The organism is Pseudomonas sp. efr-133-TYG-103a (assembly GCF_030209235.1).
In the GTDB taxonomy this organism is placed as follows: domain Bacteria; phylum Pseudomonadota; class Gammaproteobacteria; order Pseudomonadales; family Pseudomonadaceae; genus Aquipseudomonas.
Genome location: NZ_JARVSK010000001.1, coordinates 317,816 through 333,422 on the forward strand (window position 1 = coordinate 317,816; position 15,607 = coordinate 333,422).

The 15,607-nt window shown below is 60.6% G+C and carries 14 protein-coding genes; 5 read left to right on the plus strand and 9 right to left on the minus strand.

Going from position 1 to position 15,607, the window contains the following annotated elements; genetic code table 11:
• From QRN36_RS01485 to QRN36_RS01505, 5 genes are all read right to left on the minus strand, one after another.
• The gene (locus QRN36_RS01485) at positions 1-756 is read right to left on the minus strand and encodes a molecular chaperone (RefSeq protein ID WP_285422508.1); all 756 of its coding nucleotides are present in this window, start codon (positions 754-756) and stop codon (positions 1-3) included.
• A complete protein-coding gene (locus QRN36_RS01490; RefSeq protein WP_373568684.1) occupies positions 753-3,218 on the minus strand; it encodes a fimbria/pilus outer membrane usher protein in 2,466 nt (821 codons plus the stop codon). The genes QRN36_RS01485 and QRN36_RS01490 overlap by 4 nt, the downstream gene beginning before the upstream one ends.
• Positions 3,219-3,463: 245 nt before the next feature.
• Positions 3,464-4,207 (minus strand): molecular chaperone, encoded by a 744-nt coding sequence (locus QRN36_RS01495; protein ID WP_285422509.1) that lies wholly within the window; start codon positions 4,205-4,207, stop codon positions 3,464-3,466.
• 61 nt (positions 4,208-4,268) lie between these two features.
• The gene (locus QRN36_RS01500; protein ID WP_285422510.1) at positions 4,269-4,853 is read right to left on the minus strand and encodes a fimbrial protein; all 585 of its coding nucleotides are present in this window, start codon (positions 4,851-4,853) and stop codon (positions 4,269-4,271) included.
• 334 nt (positions 4,854-5,187) lie between these two features.
• Entirely contained in the window at positions 5,188-5,517 is a 330-nt protein-coding gene (locus QRN36_RS01505) for a hypothetical protein (protein WP_285422511.1), read from the minus strand.
• Between the two features lie 300 nt (positions 5,518-5,817).
• Between QRN36_RS01505 and QRN36_RS01510 the strand changes: the two genes are divergently transcribed.
• Genes QRN36_RS01510 through QRN36_RS01525 form a run of 4 tightly spaced genes read left to right on the plus strand, consistent with a single transcriptional unit; the run spans position 5,818 to position 12,160 of the window.
• Entirely contained in the window at positions 5,818-6,978 is a 1,161-nt protein-coding gene (locus QRN36_RS01510) for an efflux RND transporter periplasmic adaptor subunit (RefSeq protein ID WP_285422512.1), read from the plus strand.
• Positions 6,975-10,103 carry a multidrug efflux RND transporter permease subunit gene (locus QRN36_RS01515; protein WP_285422513.1) on the plus strand — a complete coding sequence of 1,043 codons (3,129 nt, stop codon included), beginning with the start codon at positions 6,975-6,977 and terminating at the stop codon, positions 10,101-10,103. Before QRN36_RS01510 ends, QRN36_RS01515 begins: the two co-directional genes overlap by 4 nt.
• 25 nt (positions 10,104-10,128) lie before the next feature.
• Positions 10,129-10,806, plus strand: a complete 678-nt coding sequence (locus QRN36_RS01520) for a heavy metal response regulator transcription factor (protein ID WP_093462886.1) — start codon at positions 10,129-10,131, stop codon at positions 10,804-10,806.
• On the plus strand, positions 10,796-12,160 hold the full coding sequence (locus tag QRN36_RS01525; protein WP_285422514.1) for a heavy metal sensor histidine kinase: 1,365 nt from the start codon (positions 10,796-10,798) through the stop codon (positions 12,158-12,160). Before QRN36_RS01520 ends, QRN36_RS01525 begins: the two co-directional genes overlap by 11 nt.
• Before the next feature lie 150 nt (positions 12,161-12,310).
• Here the strand turns inward: QRN36_RS01525 and QRN36_RS01530 are convergent, their stop codons facing one another.
• Together QRN36_RS01530 and QRN36_RS01535 are read right to left on the minus strand one after the other, a co-directional pair.
• Positions 12,311-12,736: a hypothetical protein gene (locus QRN36_RS01530; RefSeq protein WP_285422515.1), complete on the minus strand. Its 426-nt coding sequence runs from the start codon at positions 12,734-12,736 to the stop codon at positions 12,311-12,313.
• 376 nt (positions 12,737-13,112) lie between these two features.
• Positions 13,113-13,451 carry a zinc ribbon domain-containing protein YjdM gene (locus tag QRN36_RS01535; protein ID WP_285422586.1) on the minus strand — a complete coding sequence of 113 codons (339 nt, stop codon included), beginning with the start codon at positions 13,449-13,451 and terminating at the stop codon, positions 13,113-13,115.
• A gap of 144 nt (positions 13,452-13,595) precedes the next feature.
• Here QRN36_RS01535 and QRN36_RS01540 point away from each other — a divergent pair, with 144 nt between their 5' ends.
• Complete coding sequence (locus QRN36_RS01540; RefSeq protein WP_285422516.1) at positions 13,596-14,024, plus strand: DUF1810 domain-containing protein; 429 nt, start codon at positions 13,596-13,598, stop codon at positions 14,022-14,024.
• Between the two features lie 57 nt (positions 14,025-14,081).
• On the opposite strand, the gene QRN36_RS01545 is transcribed toward QRN36_RS01540, so the two are convergent.
• Together QRN36_RS01545 and QRN36_RS01550 are read right to left on the minus strand one after the other, a co-directional pair.
• Positions 14,082-14,969 carry a ZIP family metal transporter gene (locus QRN36_RS01545; protein ID WP_093462876.1) on the minus strand — a complete coding sequence of 296 codons (888 nt, stop codon included), beginning with the start codon at positions 14,967-14,969 and terminating at the stop codon, positions 14,082-14,084.
• A 26-nt stretch (positions 14,970-14,995) separates the two neighbouring features.
• The gene (locus tag QRN36_RS01550) at positions 14,996-15,607 is read right to left on the minus strand and encodes a superoxide dismutase (RefSeq protein ID WP_285422517.1); all 612 of its coding nucleotides are present in this window, start codon (positions 15,605-15,607) and stop codon (positions 14,996-14,998) included.

The window sequence follows — 15,607 nt, forward strand, 5'->3', positions numbered from 1 at the left end:
TCAGCACTTCCCTTTGAGTGAGTGAGAATCGGGCCTGCTCAGTGGTACGTTCAACGCGCCTTGCGCCGGCAACACGCCGCAGTAATCGCGCTGGCCGCCGTAGTCTGTCAGCGCCTTGAAAGACAGGTTTCGCTGCATGCCCGCGCCTGCGATGCGCACCGGAAGCGGCAGCGAAATCTCCGAAAACGGTGGCAGGAGCTGGTAGTCGCTGATCTCAACGTCGTCGACACGCACGTTTTGCAGCGAGACGTGATACGGCGTCGGATTGCGCGCAGACAGTTCGCCGCCCGGTTGCCGCTGCCACGCCAGCATCTGCGCGGCGTCGGCGGGATCGCCAGGCAAACCGGCAGGCCGGTAAAACACGTTGATGCGCTGGCGCACGGCGATGCTCAATTGCTGCGCGGCCTGGCTGCGGCGAGGGATTTCCAGCACGAACAAATGCAGCAGCGATTCACGATCTGCCGGCATCCCGACGCCTTCATACAGCACGCGCAACGTCTGCTTACCCTGCGCGGGCAGCTGCGCAAGATGCGGCGTGACGACAAAAGGCAGGTCTGCCCGGTGCGACTCGGCTGCACGCCCATCGGCCAGCCAGGCCTGGATCAACACCTGAGCATCGCTGCGATTGCTGACGTCCACAGAGGCTTCCCCGAACCTGCCGTCGAACACCAGACGCGTGCCAGACAGCGAAACCGTCGCCTGCGCAACGGCGCTGGTGAACATCAAAACGGCGGTCATCAGACAGGCGGACTTCATTGGCACATCGCCTTGACGCGATCGTAACTGCGCTGCGGGTCCTTGGCGGGAAGCGTGAAAGACGCGCGACAGTGCTGATCGGCCCATTTGACGACCAGCTCGCCGCTGTCGCGCTCACTCAGAATCAACGCGCGACCATTGGGGTCGACCGTCGCCAACGGCTTGCCCTGTTCATCTTCGACGGTCGTGCCCAACGGCAGGCGACTGCCATCGGGGCGCACCAGCTCGAACTGGACCCTGCGGCCCACGGACGTCTGAAAGCTGACCAACGCTGCCGCTCCCCTTCTGGGCACGACCTGCGTGACGGCGTTCGCCAACTCCACATCAGCGCCCAGTTGTCGCGTATCAAGGCTGACCCAGTTGGTCCGGTAAGGCTGCGCATACGGCAGAATCGCAAAGCCGTTGTCGGAAGTTTCGACGTTGCTCGCGTTGCTCAACCGGGCGCCGCTCACGCCCTTGACCTGCACCAGCGCGAACGTCTCGCCCAGCGGCTGGCCGAGATTCACGCCGCCGGGATGGGCGACCACAGAACCCGCGGCGCCCATGCTGAACGCTTGGTAATCGCTGCCTTGCCCGTATCCCGCGTCGAAACGGCCGTAGGATGTCGTGGTGCTGAGCTTGCCGAAACCGGACGATCCGGAATTTCGGTCGTGACCCGCTTGCACCGAGTAGAACGTGCTGCGGTCGAACACCTGGCCGTTCAGACCCGACTGCAGGTTGTAGTTGCCCGAGCTGTCGTGCACGGCATTGAGAAACGCGCGAGATGATCCGGGACTTGTGCCAAGCGGCACGCTCAGGGTCAACGCGACGCGATTATCGGTCTGATCCTGCCCGTTGCGCTGAAACGTCTGATTGCGCTCAAGCGACAAGCTGTAGCTCACACTGCGCCAAGAGGCGTTCCAACCGATGTAAAGCTGCCGCGTCTTGTCGCCCCGGTCCCAATAGCGCTGTTCGGATCCGGTAATGCTCAGCGATGCCGAGTGCTCCGGCAACGCCTGGGTCAGGTTGAGCTCGACGCGATCGCGTGCACGACCCGCATAGAAGTTCTCGTGCGCCTGCAGTGCTTCGACATGCTCATCGAGGGTGCGATATTGCTCGGTCGAGTAACGGTAACCGGCTACCGCCAGCGTTGTGTGAGTCAGGTCCAGCGTATTGGCATAACGCACGCGAAGGCTTTGCCCGCTGTAATTCTGCTGCCGCTGCTTGCTGAGCGACTGGGTGACATCGAGCGAAAAAGCGCCCAGTGCGGTGTTCATGCCCGCGCCAATGTTTCCGGCCTGAAAGTCCTCGGCCATCTGCACGCCACCGGCCGCCGTCACCCGCTCGGTCAAACCGTAAACGAGCGTGCCGCTGGCGAAATCCGGTGATGCCCCGTCCTCGGTGTTGCTGTCGTACTGACCGGCCGCAAGGCTGTAGCGGACAGCGCCCTTGGGCACCATGATCGGCAGTGACGCGTAGGCTTGAATAAAGCTGCGCTTGCGTCCGTCGGCTTCGATGATCGTCACTTCCAGATCGCCGTTCGAGCCGCTGGGATAGATATCGGAGATTTCAAACGGCCCGGGTGACACGTTGCCGCTGTACAGCATGAAGCCGTTCTGGCGCACTTCAACCGTGGCATTGGTTTCGGCGATGCCTCGTATGACAGGCGCATAGACGCGCTCGCTGTCGGGCAGCATGCCATCGTCGGACATCAACGCTGCGCCAACGAAACGCACGCTGTCGAACACTTGCGAGTCGGTGAACGTTTCACCCAGTGTCAGTTGGCTTTTCAGCGCACTGACGTCGCGCTGAACGAAGGTCCTGTTGCTGCGAAAACGGTACGGTTGAGCATCTCCGTACGTAACCGAAGACTCATTGCGCAGCCGCCAGGCACCGAGATTCACGCCATTGCGCAGGCCCAGATAATACTGATCCTGCGTCTGCTCATTACGCGTGCGGCGCGCGCCGCTGAAGTTGTAGTTGACGAAGCCGACGGTCTCGCCCTGATCCCACAATTCCGGAGACACGTATCCGCGCGCGCTGCGGGCCATGATCGCCTGCGGGACCGTGATGTTCAGGCGCAGGCTCGAAGGCTGATAATCGACCTGCGCAAACGCCACGTGTGACATCAGATCGAAACAGCCGCTGCCTGGCGTATCGGCTGTGTTCAGCGCGCTGACATCCACCCCGAACTGGCTGAGCATTTCCAGCGTCAGGCATGCCTCGACCGTGTCCCTGGCAGGGTTGTGGATGAAGTTGATATCGCGTCGACCGCTCAATGTGCGATTGACGTAGACATCGACCCGATAGGTGCCGGGCACGATGCTGTTGCCTTGCAGAAAGGTCTCAAGGTCCGCCGGTTGATCGGTGCCCTGAATGAAAGCCGTATTGAACTTCACGCCGCTGGCAGCCCGGCCGTCGGCGACCTGATCGGTCATCGCCATCACGGGCGAAGCTGTCGCAAGCCCGCCGGTCAGCGCCATGCACAGCGCCAAACGGCTGCAGTTGAATACCCTCGATGGCCCGCCTCTACAGAGGGTTGTACGGGGCCGTGCCGCGCTGCACACACATCCCTTGTTGTTCTGGTCTCGCCGTTCCATTAGCTGGTTTCACTCGTGTTCTGAGTTCCGATGCGCTGCCGAATCCTTTCTCGCAGGCGCACGACGCAGTAGCCGCAACGTACGTGCGGCGAAAATGAGGTACGAAAATCCGACCGTGGTGTCAGTCGTCAGTCGGTACGAACGTCGGTCCTTTCGGCCTGAACAGTCCGGTCGGCCACGACTTGCGCGAGGTAAGGTTCCTGGGCGCCGAAGTCATTGATGCTGATGAACCTGAGCTCGACCGGTTTGCCGGAAGCGGCCGGGCGCATGGGCAGTTTCAGGCTCTGCAGCGGCGCCAGCATCTGGCTGTCGGCCGACAACAACGGCTTGCCCTGCTGACGCGCCTCAAGCTTGATCAGCGACACGTGATATGGGCTGCGATTGCTGACTTCCAGCTGGCCGCCCTGTACACGCCATTGCAGCTCTTGCGCTGCTTTGAGTGGGTCGCCACGCATTCCCTGAGGGCGAAAGAAAAGTTTGATCCGCTGACGAATCGCGATCTGCAATTCGTTCTCCCGGGCAGTCTGCGGAATCTCCTGAACATTGAGCCAGAACACCGATTCCCGGTCGGCGGGCAGTCCCTCCCCGGCGTAAATGATCCGGATCATCTGTCGCGCATTGCCGGTCATTCGCGCCAGCGCCGGGGTAATCGCGAACGGCAGATCGGCGGGAGCGACCTTCTCGCTTTCCGCTTGCAGCCAGGACTGAGCGAGGATCTCGCCCGAGCCACTGTTGTGTACGACGAGGCTGACCTCCTTGTCTTGGGCCTGATAAATGACACGCGTGGTGTTGAGCACTATGCCCGCCTGCACCGGGACAGCCAGAAGCAGCCCCAGCCAGAGCGCCGAGCAACGGATGAAGATGGAAAACATGGTCAGACCGCCTGGAAATCCGGGGGAAGGCGGAGCGAGCAATGCTCGCCCGCCTGTTGCATCACTGATAGTCCATCACGAACGGCAGAAAGCCATCGGCGTTGCCGGGATTGGTCGCCGCACCGTTGAGGACATAGACAGCCCCGAAATTGATCTCGGCGGTAGCGCCGTCAGCGCCGTCCTTGATCAGCGGCGTATCGATGGTTTCGTTGCCGCTCAAGTCCATCAGCTGGTTGGAAGCGTTGAGCAGACCGATACCGACACCGTCGGCAGCACCGGTGGTGCGCAGCAGTTTCTGATCGAGGTTATCCAGGCCGCTGCCTTGGCGCGCCACGAAGCGCATATTGACGGTGTTGTATTGCGAAGCGCCGCCGGTGCAGTTGACCAGCAGCTGGATCGGCGAGGCGGTTTCCAGTTTATTGTCCGCGAACAGACCGATGTCGGAGAAGGACACGTTGCCCATGTCGACGTTGATTTCACCCGGGTTGGTGCCAGGGCTTGCACCCGTCCCGGCGCCGATGTCACAAGTGATGTTGGTGAGCGTGCCAGTGAAGACAAGTTTGCCGTTGTTGGCGGCGCTCGCGGTACTCGAAATGCCGAGTCCCAATGCGGTCACGATGGCCAGTGAAAGAGAGATATTTTTCATGCTAACGACGTTCCTTGTGTCAATTCGTGTGTGCCCAAGAGGACGGCGAGAACTATAAGCGCCGCTCTGGCTCGCGGCTGTCAGGCTATTTACCTTGCGCTTGCGGAAATGACAGTGGCGCACGAAAGAACTTTCCGTAGGACTTGGCAGCGCAGGGCTACAACTCACGCGTTACATGGCTTTGCACGACACCGCGTTAAAAAACAGTGGCTGACCTTTCACCTCAACGCTGTAGCCGTCCGGACACGCTCGACAGAGCGCGCGCACAAAAAAAGCCCCGATTCCATCGAATCGGGGCTTGTCAGGCGTTGCTCAAATAGTCGGGGCAGACCGCTTACTGGTAAGTCAGCGTGACGATACCCGCTTGGGCAGTGCGCAATGCGAAGGTGGTTTCTTTATAACTGGCATAGGCGGGGACGGCAGGTTTGCCGCACGCATTATCGCCAGCCATCAGGCCGATGGTCAGGGAGCCGCCTGCCGACAGGGTTTTCCATCCCGCGGCTGCATCTGTGCCCGCCATCACTCGGGCCTCGCATGCGGCATTGACAAGGCTGCCATGAAACATGAGATCGTTTTGCGCGGCCCATGCGCTGGGGCCGGATACGGCACAAGTCCCGATAAACGCGATCGAAAAAAACATCGAAACTGTCTTTTTACTTTTCATCGCCACACTCCGGAATGAAGGCTCGTCCCTTATGAAGTTGAGTCGAGCCAGAGAACAACGTTCAGAATTCACGAAGCTTTATGTAGGAATTGTCCCCGTCACAGTAGAACTCGTTCATCGAAACTCGTGCCTTCTATCTGGGTATCGCCCTGCGGCATTCTTTCTTTACCCGACTTCATCCTCCGCCCTAATCCAGCTGACAATATTGACAGGTAGCAGTCATTTTGCTGACCGGGTGGAAGGGTTATAAAGGAGGCTCACACCCATCTGCCCTCACCCATTCGCTGGCGTCGTTTCTGTATGCACAAAAAGAAAACAATCGTGATAGCCGTGACCGCACTCGTTGCGCTGATTGCGATCGGCACCTGGACCTTCAATCGTCCCGTCGCGAAGAAAGCCAGCGCCCCGGTGGCGGTGCCGGTTCGTGTGATCACGGTGAAGCAGGAGGACGTGCCGCGATACGTCACCGGCATCGGTTCGGTGTTGTCGTTGCAAAGCGTGGTGATTCGCCCCCAGGTGGACGGCATCCTCACCCGGCTGCTGGTCAAGGAAGGGCAACAGGTCAAGGCGGGGGATCTGCTGGCGACCATCGACGATCGTTCCATTCGCGCGGCGCTGGAGCAGGCCAGGGCGCAACTGAGTCAGAGCCAGGCCCAGTTGAACGTCGCTCAAGTGGACCTCAAGCGCTACAAGCTGCTGACGGTCGACAACAGTATTTCCAGACAGCAATACGATCAGCAAGAGGCGCTGGTCGAGCAGCTGAAAGCAACCGCACTGGGCAATCAAGCCTCGATCAACGCTTCTCAAGTACAGCTTTCCTACACTCAGATACGCTCTCCGGTGACAGGCCGGGTGGGGATTCGAAACGTCGACGAGGGTAATTTCCTGCGGGTGAGCGATGCGACGGGGTTGTTTTCCGTCACGCAGATCGATCCTGTTTCCGTAGAGTTCTCGCTGCCACAACAGATGCTGCCGACGTTGCACGACCTGCTTGCCGCCAGCACGCCCGCCAAGGTCGATGCGTACTTGGGTGAAGGCGCCAGCGGCACATTGCTCGGCCAGGGCAAACTGACGCTGATCGACAATCAGGTGGCGATGAACACGGGCACCATTCGCGCCAAAGCGGTGTTCGACAATGCGTCCGAGAAGCTGTGGCCCGGCCAGCTGGTGACCGTTCGCATCCAGACCGCCGTCGACCGCGATGCGCTGAAAGTCCCGCCACAAGTGGTCCAGCGCGGCATCGATCAGCATTACGTTTATCGGGTCAAGGGCGACAGCGTCGAAGTCGTGCCGGTCAAAGTGCTCTATCAGAACAGCGACCTGATGCTGATCAGCGGGGTCGACGTCAACGACGTGCTGGTCAGCGACGGCCAGTCGCGGCTCAAGAATGGTGCTCACATCGAAGTGGTCAAGGATGAACCGGTCGATGCGCTGGTCGACGTGGCCGGGGCGTCGAAATGAAAGGCCGCGGCTCCCTTTCCGCCTGGTGCGTGAATCATCCTATTGCCACGGTCCTGCTGACGTTCGCGCTGGTGCTGCTGGGCTGTATCGCGTTTCCGCGCTTGCCGGTGGCGCCGCTGCCGGAAGCCGAATTTCCCACCATCCAGGTTAACGCGCAGTTGCCCGGCGCCAGTCCGGAAACCATGGCTTCCTCGGTGGCGACGCCCCTGGAAGTGCAGTTCAGCGCGATTCCTGGCATGACGCAGATGACCTCGAGCAGCGCGCTGGGCTCCACCAACCTGATCCTGCAATTCAGCCTGAACAAGAGCATCGACACCGCCGCGCAGGAAGTGCAGGCAGCGATCAACACGGCGGCCGGGCGCTTGCCCGCTGACCTGCCGACACTGCCGACCTGGCGCAAGGTCAACCCTGCCGACAGCCCGGTTTTGATTCTCAGCGTCAGCTCCAACTTGATGCCCGGCACCGAGCTGAGCGATGTCACCGAATCGCTGCTGGCTCGTCAGTTGAGTCAGATCGACGGCGTCGGACAGGTCAACATCACCGGTCAGCAGCGGCCTGCCATCCGCGTGCAGGCCGCGCCGGAGAAACTCGCGTCGATCGGTCTGACACTGGCCGACCTGCGCGAGACCTTGCAGCAGACCAGCCTCAATCTCGCCAAAGGTGCGCTCTATGGCAAGGACAGCATTTCCACGCTGGCCTCGAACGATCAACTGTTCCAGGCCAAGGATTACGAGCAACTGATCGTTTCCTACAAAGACGGCGCCCCTGTTCACCTGCGCGATGTCGCCCGGGTGATCAATGGTTCGGAAAACGCCTACGTGCGTGCCTGGTCGGGCGAGCAACAGGGCGTGAACATCGTCGTGTTCCGTCAACCCGGCGCCAACATTGTCGAGACGGTCGACCGCGTGCTCGGCGAGCTGCCGCGCCTGCAGGAAATGCTGCCTGCATCGGTCGACGTATCCGTGCTCAGCGACCGCACCAAGACCATTCGCGCCTCGTTGCATGAGGTGGAAATGACCTTGCTGATCGCGATCGCGCTGGTGATCGCCGTCATGGCGTTGTTCCTGCGTCAGCTGTCGGCGACGTTGATCGTGACGGCGGTACTGGGCGTGTCGCTGGTGGCCAGCTTCGCGCTGATGTATGTGCTGGGTTTCAGCCTGAACAACCTGACGCTGGTCGCGATCGTGGTGGCCGTCGGCTTCGTGGTGGATGACGCCATCGTGGTGGTGGAAAACATCCATCGGCACCTGGAAGCCGGTGACAGCATGCGTGACGCGGCGATCAAAGGCTCGGGCGAGATCGGTTTCACCGTGGTGTCGATCAGTTTCTCGCTGATCGCAGCATTCATTCCGCTGCTGTTCATGGGCGGCGTGGTGGGCCGGTTGTTCAAGGAGTTCGCCCTCACTGCGACGTCGACCATTCTTATTTCCGTGATGGTGTCGCTGACGCTGGCGCCCACCCTGGCTGCGCTGTTCATGCGGGCCCCCAAACACAATCCGCATGCGACGCCCGGGTTTGGCGAACGCTTGCTCGCCCGCTATGCGCGAGGCGTGCGTTTCGCCCTCGCCCATCAGCGCCTGATGCTGGGTATCTTCGGGCTGACGCTGGTGCTGGCCGTCGCGGGTTATGTGCTCATTCCCAAGGGGTTTTTCCCGGTGCAGGACACTGGCATGGTGTTGGGCACCAGCGAGGCGGCTGCGGATATCTCCTACCCCGACATGGTGGAAAAACATAAACAACTGGCGAAAATCATCGCGGCGGACCCTGCAGTCAAAGCGTTTTCGCATTCGGTGGGTGTCAGCGGCAACAACCAGACCATCGCCAACGGGCGCGTCTGGATTGCGCTCAAGGATCGCGAAGACCGAGACGTGTCGGCCAGCCAGTTCATTGATCGCATCCGGCCCAAGCTTGCGAAGATACCGGGCATCGTGCTGTATCTGCGCGCCGGTCAGGACATCAACCTGAGCTCCGGCCCGAGCCGGGCGCAGTATCAATACGTGCTCAAGAGCAACGATGGCGCGCTGCTCAATGTCTGGACCCAAAAGCTCACGGAGAAACTCAAGACCCTTCCGGCGTTTCGCGACCTGTCCAACGACCTGCAACTGGGCGGCAGCGTGACGCATCTGGACATCGACCGCAGCGCCGCGGCGCGTTTCGGTCTGAGCGCCGCCGATGTCGATCAGGCGCTGTACGACGCGTTCGGTCAGCGTCAGATCAACGAATACCAGACGGACATCAACCAGTACAAAGTCATTCTGGAGCTTGAGCCCCAGCAGCGTGGCAAGGCCGAAAGCCTGAATTACTTTTACCTGCGATCGCCGCTGACCAACGAGATGGTGCCGTTGTCGGCGCTGGCCAAAGTGGGCGCACCGAAGATGGGCGCGCTGTCGATCAGTCACGATGGCATGTTCCCGGCCGCCAACCTCTCGTTCAACCTGTCGGCCGGCGTTGCGCTGGGCGACGCCGTCGTGTTGCTCGATCAGGCCAAGAACGAGATCGGCTTGCCGGCTTCAATCATCGGCAATTTCCAGGGCGCGGCCCAGGCGTTTCAGAGCTCGCTGGCCAACCAGCCGTGGCTGATTCTTGCTGCGCTGGTGGCGGTGTACATCATTCTGGGCGTGCTGTATGAGAGCTTCGTTCATCCGCTGACGATCATTTCCACCCTGCCCTCCGCCGGGATCGGCGCGCTGCTGTTGTTGTGGCTGATGGGCCAGGATTTTTCGATCATGGGCCTGATCGGCATCGTGCTGCTGATCGGCATCGTCAAGAAGAACGGCATTCTGCTGGTGGACTTTGCCCTCGAAGCCCAGCGTCACCAAGGGTTATCGCCGCAGGAAGCGATCTATGAGGCGTGTCTGACGCGGTTCAGGCCGATCATCATGACAACGCTGGCGGCGCTGCTCGGTGCTCTGCCGCTGATGCTCGGCTATGGTGTGGGTGCTGAATTGCGTCAGCCACTGGGCATCGCCGTTGTGGGCGGATTGCTGGTCAGCCAGGCGCTGACGCTGTTCACGACGCCGGTGATTTACCTGCAGCTTGAGCGAATCTTCCACCGCCCACGTCCGACCCCGACACCCAGCGCAACGAGCAAGCAACCTGCGGCCCTGATGACTGCTGAAAAGTAAGCAGCGAATAAGTGAGAGTGGACCCATGCGCGTCCTGATTATCGAAGACGAAGAGAAAACCGCGGACTACCTGCATCGCGGCCTGACCGAACAGGGATACACCACCGATGTCGCGCGCGAAGGCATCGAAGGCCTGCACATGGCGCTGGAAAGCGAGTACGCGGTCATCATTCTCGACGTCATGCTTCCCGGCCTGGATGGCTACGGCGTGCTGCGTGCCTTGCGCGCCCGCAAGCAAACCCCGGTGATCATGCTGACGGCGCGGGAGAACGTCGATGACCGGGTTCGCGGACTGCGCGAAGGCGCCGACGATTACCTCGGCAAACCGTTTTCCTTTCTGGAGCTGGTTGCCCGGCTGCAGGCGCTCACCCGCCGCAGCGGGGGGCACGAGCCGGTGCAGATCAGCATTGCCGATCTGTGGATCGATCTGATCAGCCGCAAGGCGACCCGCGCCGGCGCGCGCCTGGACCTGACGGCCAAGGAGTTCTCGCTGCTCAGCGTACTGGCTCGCCGCCAAGGCGAAATCCTATCGAAAACCTCGATTGCCGAGATGGTCTGGGACATCAATTTCGACAGCGATGCCAACGTCGTCGAGGTCGCGATAAAACGTCTGCGGGCCAAGCTGGACGGGCCGTTCGAGCAGAAACTGCTGCACACGATCCGGGGCATGGGGTACGTGCTGGAGAGTCGTCGTGTCGAGTAATTCCATCGCCCTGCGCCTGAGCGGCATGTTTGCGCTGGTGGCGCTGCTGGTGTTTCTGTTGATTGGCTGGGCTCTGTATCTTCAGGTGGACAAAAGCCTGGGCTTGCTGCCGGAAGCCGAAGTCGATGCGCGCTATAGCGTGCTGGAGTCAGCGGTTCAGCGTTATGGCAATCCCGAGCACTGGGCCAAGATCAACGCCAAGCTGAAACTGCTGAGCGAGGAAGATAAACGCCTGCGGTTCTGGGTGGTCAGCGACAACCCGACCTATGAATTCGGCAACCCTGACGCCGACATCCGCACCTTCGCCAAGGGTCCGCTGGGCATGCGCGACCTGAACCTGAAGGATCACGATTACCCGTTCAAGGTGCTGGTCAGTCAGTTTCCGGCGAAGGATCAGCGTCCGCCGTTGCGTTTTCTGACGGCGATCGACACCGAAACCTTCTGGCAGACGCAGCATTCCCTGCTGATCGCGCTGATCAGTCTGGCCGCCATCGGCATCGTGCTGGCGTCGGCGTTGGGGTATTGGGTGGCGCGGATCGGTCTGAAGCCGTTGCATGACCTGTCGCTGGAGGCGCGCAAGCTGGCGCCACCCCGCCTGAGCGGGCGCTTGCAGCTGTCGCCGTTGCCGCCTGAGCTCGATCAGTTCGTGACCTCGTTCAACTCGACGCTGGAACGGGTCGAGCAGGCGTATTCGCGGCTGGAGTCGTTCAACGCGGACGTGGCTCATGAGCTGCGCTCGCCGCTGACCAATCTCATCGGCCAGACGCAAGTGGCGCTGACCCGTGGGCGCTCCGCCGAACATTACTTCGAGGTGCTGCAATCCAACCTTGAAGAGCTTGAGCGGCTGCGTTCGATCATCAATGACATGCTGTTTCTCGCCAGCGCCGATCAGGGCAGCAAGGCGACGGAACTGAGCCAGGCGTCACTCGCCGCAGAGGTGGCGAAGACCCTGGACTATCTGGATTTCATCCTCGAAGACGCACAGGTGCAGGTTCAGGTGCGGGGTGATGCCAGCGCGCGCATCGAGAAAGCACATCTGCGCCGGGCCTTGATCAACCTGCTGCACAACGCCGTGCAGCACACGTCACCCGGGCATTTGATTGTCGTGGAGATCGCCGATGAAGGGGACCACGTCAGCATCGGCGTCACTAACCCCGGCGTTGAAATATCCGGCGAGCACCTGCCCCGGCTGTTCGAACGTTTCTATCGCGTCGACGCTTCGCGCAGCAACAGCGGCGCCAACCACGGCCTTGGCCTGGCCATCGTCAAGGCCATCGCCTTGATGCACGGCGGCACCGTCTTTGTGCGCAGCGCACACGGCGAAAATACGTTCGGGATCAATTTGCCAAGCTGATGCGGCGTCGCAAGCGCACGTTGTCCACTGCCAGCGCTACAACCGCAACGGTGCTGAGTAGCTGAAATCCATCCAAGGCAAGGTAGTGCCAGAACACCCATGCAGCAGATGCGACGAGGGTAGCAACCGTCAGCAGCAAGATTGAGTCCCTCACACTACATGTCCCAAGAATCGATAGCTGGCCCTGTTTGAGGTGGCGGTTTGGTACATGCCTGGATACCGGTGCAGACAGTGGGCGAGCCAATCAGCCATGAGGTCGAGTTTTTGCGCAGTAAGGAGCACGTCCCCCAGCGTTGTGCCATTGCCAAGCGCTCTTCCGGTGGCAACGGCAATACTGCCAATCACCGCACCGACGTAGAACGCTGCCGAGCACGCTCCGATCATCGCCAATTGCTCCAGCTTCGTGCCAGCGCGTAAAAGTTCACTGATCGTCACCCGCTGACCGAATTTATCAATCTGGCCAAGCAGCGTGCTCGCTGTTGCAACTGCGCTCGTGACCGAGCCGAAAAGCGACTCAGGCGCAGGCAACCCCATGCCTTCCATGTTCTCTTTGAAATATTCATAAAAACTCGACATCCAAGCTATCCATCACCCAGCCCATTACAAGGCTGCAAGGCTATGAAAATTCGCGGGGACACAGCGATAGAAGAGCCACTGTGCCCGTAGGAAAAATCCGAAGTGTTGGAAGGATAAGACATGCAAACCTGGGAAGTTTGCCCGGCCTAAAGAATGCGCCTTGGCATCCGACGCTTTCCCGGCTGAAGCCGGTCCTACGAAAAGCTTGTAGCGTCTGTAGGACCGGCTTCAGCCGGGAAGAGGTCAGTGCATACTGTGGAGATGCAGTGTCTGGAAGTCAGCCTTCGCGAGCAAGCTCGCTCCCACCGGTTTTGGGGTTTGGCCTGGAATCCTGGGGATCCCGCGGACAGCTTTGGGGAGTCAGCAAACTGCCGCTTCAGCCCTTTTTGACGAATTCTGACTTCAGTTTCATCGCGCCGATGCCGTCGATCTTGCAGTCGATGTCGTGGTCGCCGTCGACCAGGCGAATGTTTTTCACCTTCGTGCCCACTTTCACGACCAGCGAGGAGCCTTTGACTTTCAGGTCTTTGATCACGGTGACCGTGTCGCCGTCCTGCAGCGTGTTGCCGACCGCGTCCTTGATCACCTTCACGTCGTCGTTCACGTCGGCAGCGCCGTCGGCGGACCACTCGTGGGCGCATTCCGGGCAGACGAGTTGCGAGCCGTCTTCATAGGTGTACTCGGAATTGCATTTTGGGCACGGCGGTAAGCTCACGGCGGATCTCGCATCAGGAAGAAATAGGCGCAGGATTATAAGGGTTTTTATCGGAGCGCGGGCAAGGCGCTTGAATCGGTCGGGAACAATGCGCGCGAAGGAAGTCATACCTTCATGAGCATCACCAGACCGCAGGAGGCTGAAATGAAAGACGATCATGATCTGCAACGTTTTCTGGATGCGCAGGAACCGGTCTTCGAGCGCGCGCTCGCCGAGTTGCAGAACGGCCGTAAGCGCAGCCACTGGATGTGGTTCGTTTTCCCGCAGCTGAAAGGCTTGGGCCATAGCGAGATGGCGCAGCGCTACGGGATTTCCGGTCGTGAAGAAGCGCTGGCCTATATTCAGCATGCTTGTCTGGGACCGCGCCTGGAAAGTTGCGGGCGAGCACTGTTGAAATGGCGACATCGCAGCGCGACCGAGATCATGGGCTCACCAGACGACATGAAACTGCGCTCGAGCATGACGCTGTTTGCCAGCGTCGCACCACAAAACCCTCTGTTCAATGAAGTGCTCGATGCGTTTTTCGAGGGCAAGCCGGACAGCACGACACTCGCAAAGCTCGGCCAATGCTGAACGCGACCGTCCGCTGGCGCATGTTCGAACTGCAACGCCAGCCAGCCGCCGCCCGGCTTACGCCAACGCGGTGTCCATCACCATCATGAGGCAGAAACCGACCAGCAGCCCGAAGCTTGCGATCTTGTCATGACCGTTGCGGCGCGACTCCGGGATGATTTCATGGGTGACGACCAGCAGCATCGCTCCCGCTGCCAGCGCAAGGCCGACGGGTAACAACAGCGCGGCGATTTCCACCAGCCAGGCACACAGCACGGCGAAGACCGGCTCCACCAGACCGGAAGCGGCGCCGATCAGAAATGCGTTCAGACGCGACATGCCAGCGGCCGCCAGTACCAGCGCAATCACCAGCCCTTCTGGCACATCTTGCAACGCGATGCCCATGGCCAAGCTGTCGGCATGGGCCAGGCCTGCGCCCGCCGAGACGCCCACGGCCATGCCTTCCGGAATGTTGTGGGCGACGATGGCGATGACGAACAGCCAGATATTGGAAGGAATGGCCGGTTTTTCCGCGACCTCGGACAGCTGCGGGCCCTGCGAAACCAGCGAATCCACGATGAAAAGCCCGACAGCGCCAGCCAGAATGCCAGCACTGATCAGGGCGCCCGCACCCCAAGGCGAGAAACCCAGATCCTGAGCGGCGCTCAAGCCTGGCACGATCAGGGAAAACGCCGTCGCCGCGAGCATGATGCCCGCGCCGAACCCCAGCAAGCCGTCGGACACCGCCACCGGCATCCCGCGAATCACCAGCACCGGTACCGCGCCAAGGGCAGTGCCCAAGGCGCACAGCGCTCCGCCTTCCAGCGCCCTCAACATTCTGGGTTCAAGGCTCAGCCAGGACAGGCCCTGAGCGATGAGCAGCCCGGTGCCAGCCAGCAAAAGAATCGAACCAATGGCCAGACGCAACAAGCGTCCGCTGCTGATGGTGAGGAAATCCGAAGGCATAGATCGTCTACTTCTCGTGATGGGATTCAGGCCTGAGCGGCTGCGTATCGCTTGGCCACTTCGTCCCAGTTCACGACGTTGTAGAAGGCCGCGATGTATTCAGGTCGACGATTCTGATAGCGCAGGTAATAGGCGTGTTCCCAGACATCCAGCCCCAGAATCGGCGTGTTGCCGTTCATCAGCGGGCTGTCCTGATTACCGCTGCTTTCGACGATCAGTTGTTTCTGCGGCGTGACGCTCAGCCAAGCCCAGCCACTGCCAAAACGAGTCAGCGCGGCTTTGGTGAAGGCATCTTTGAATGCTTCGAAGCCGCCGAGCTGCGACTCGATGGCCTTCGCCAGTTCGCCCGACGGCAGACCGCCACCTGAAGGACTCATGACCTCCCAGAACAGCGAATGGTTGGCGTGACCACCGCCCTGATTGATCACCGCAGGACGCAGTTTTTCCGGCAATTGCGCCACGCTGGCGACCAGTTTTTCGATCGGCCAGTCGGCGTACTCAGTGCCGTCCACGGCTGCGTTGAGGTTGTTGATGTAGGTCTGGTGGTGTTTGGTGTAGTGGATTTCCATGGTTTGCGCATCAATGTGCGGCTCAAGGGCATCGTAGGCGTATGGCAAGGCAGGCAAGGTATACGGCAT

Coding starts and splice junctions, on each gene's coding strand:
- QRN36_RS01510 (WP_285422512.1), top strand. CDS start 5,818: ATGCACAAAAAGAAAACAATCGTGATAGCCGTGACCGCACTCGTTGCG.
- QRN36_RS01520 (WP_093462886.1), top strand. CDS start 10,129: ATGCGCGTCCTGATTATCGAAGACGAAGAGAAAACCGCGGACTACCTG.
- QRN36_RS01495 (WP_285422509.1), bottom strand. CDS start 4,207: ATGTTTTCCATCTTCATCCGTTGCTCGGCGCTCTGGCTGGGGCTGCTT.
- QRN36_RS01500 (WP_285422510.1), bottom strand. CDS start 4,853: ATGAAAAATATCTCTCTTTCACTGGCCATCGTGACCGCATTGGGACTC.
- QRN36_RS01545 (WP_093462876.1), bottom strand. CDS start 14,969: ATGCCTTCGGATTTCCTCACCATCAGCAGCGGACGCTTGTTGCGTCTG.
- QRN36_RS01505 (WP_285422511.1), bottom strand. CDS start 5,517: ATGAAAAGTAAAAAGACAGTTTCGATGTTTTTTTCGATCGCGTTTATC.
- QRN36_RS01530 (WP_285422515.1), bottom strand. CDS start 12,736: ATGTCGAGTTTTTATGAATATTTCAAAGAGAACATGGAAGGCATGGGG.
- QRN36_RS01540 (WP_285422516.1), top strand. CDS start 13,596: ATGAAAGACGATCATGATCTGCAACGTTTTCTGGATGCGCAGGAACCG.
- QRN36_RS01485 (WP_285422508.1), bottom strand. CDS start 756: ATGAAGTCCGCCTGTCTGATGACCGCCGTTTTGATGTTCACCAGCGCC.
- QRN36_RS01490 (WP_373568684.1), bottom strand. CDS start 3,218: ATGGCGCTGACCGGCGGGCTTGCGACAGCTTCGCCCGTGATGGCGATG.
- QRN36_RS01550 (WP_285422517.1), bottom strand. CDS start 15,607: ATGCCGTATACCTTGCCTGCCTTGCCATACGCCTACGATGCCCTTGAG.
- QRN36_RS01515 (WP_285422513.1), top strand. CDS start 6,975: ATGAAAGGCCGCGGCTCCCTTTCCGCCTGGTGCGTGAATCATCCTATT.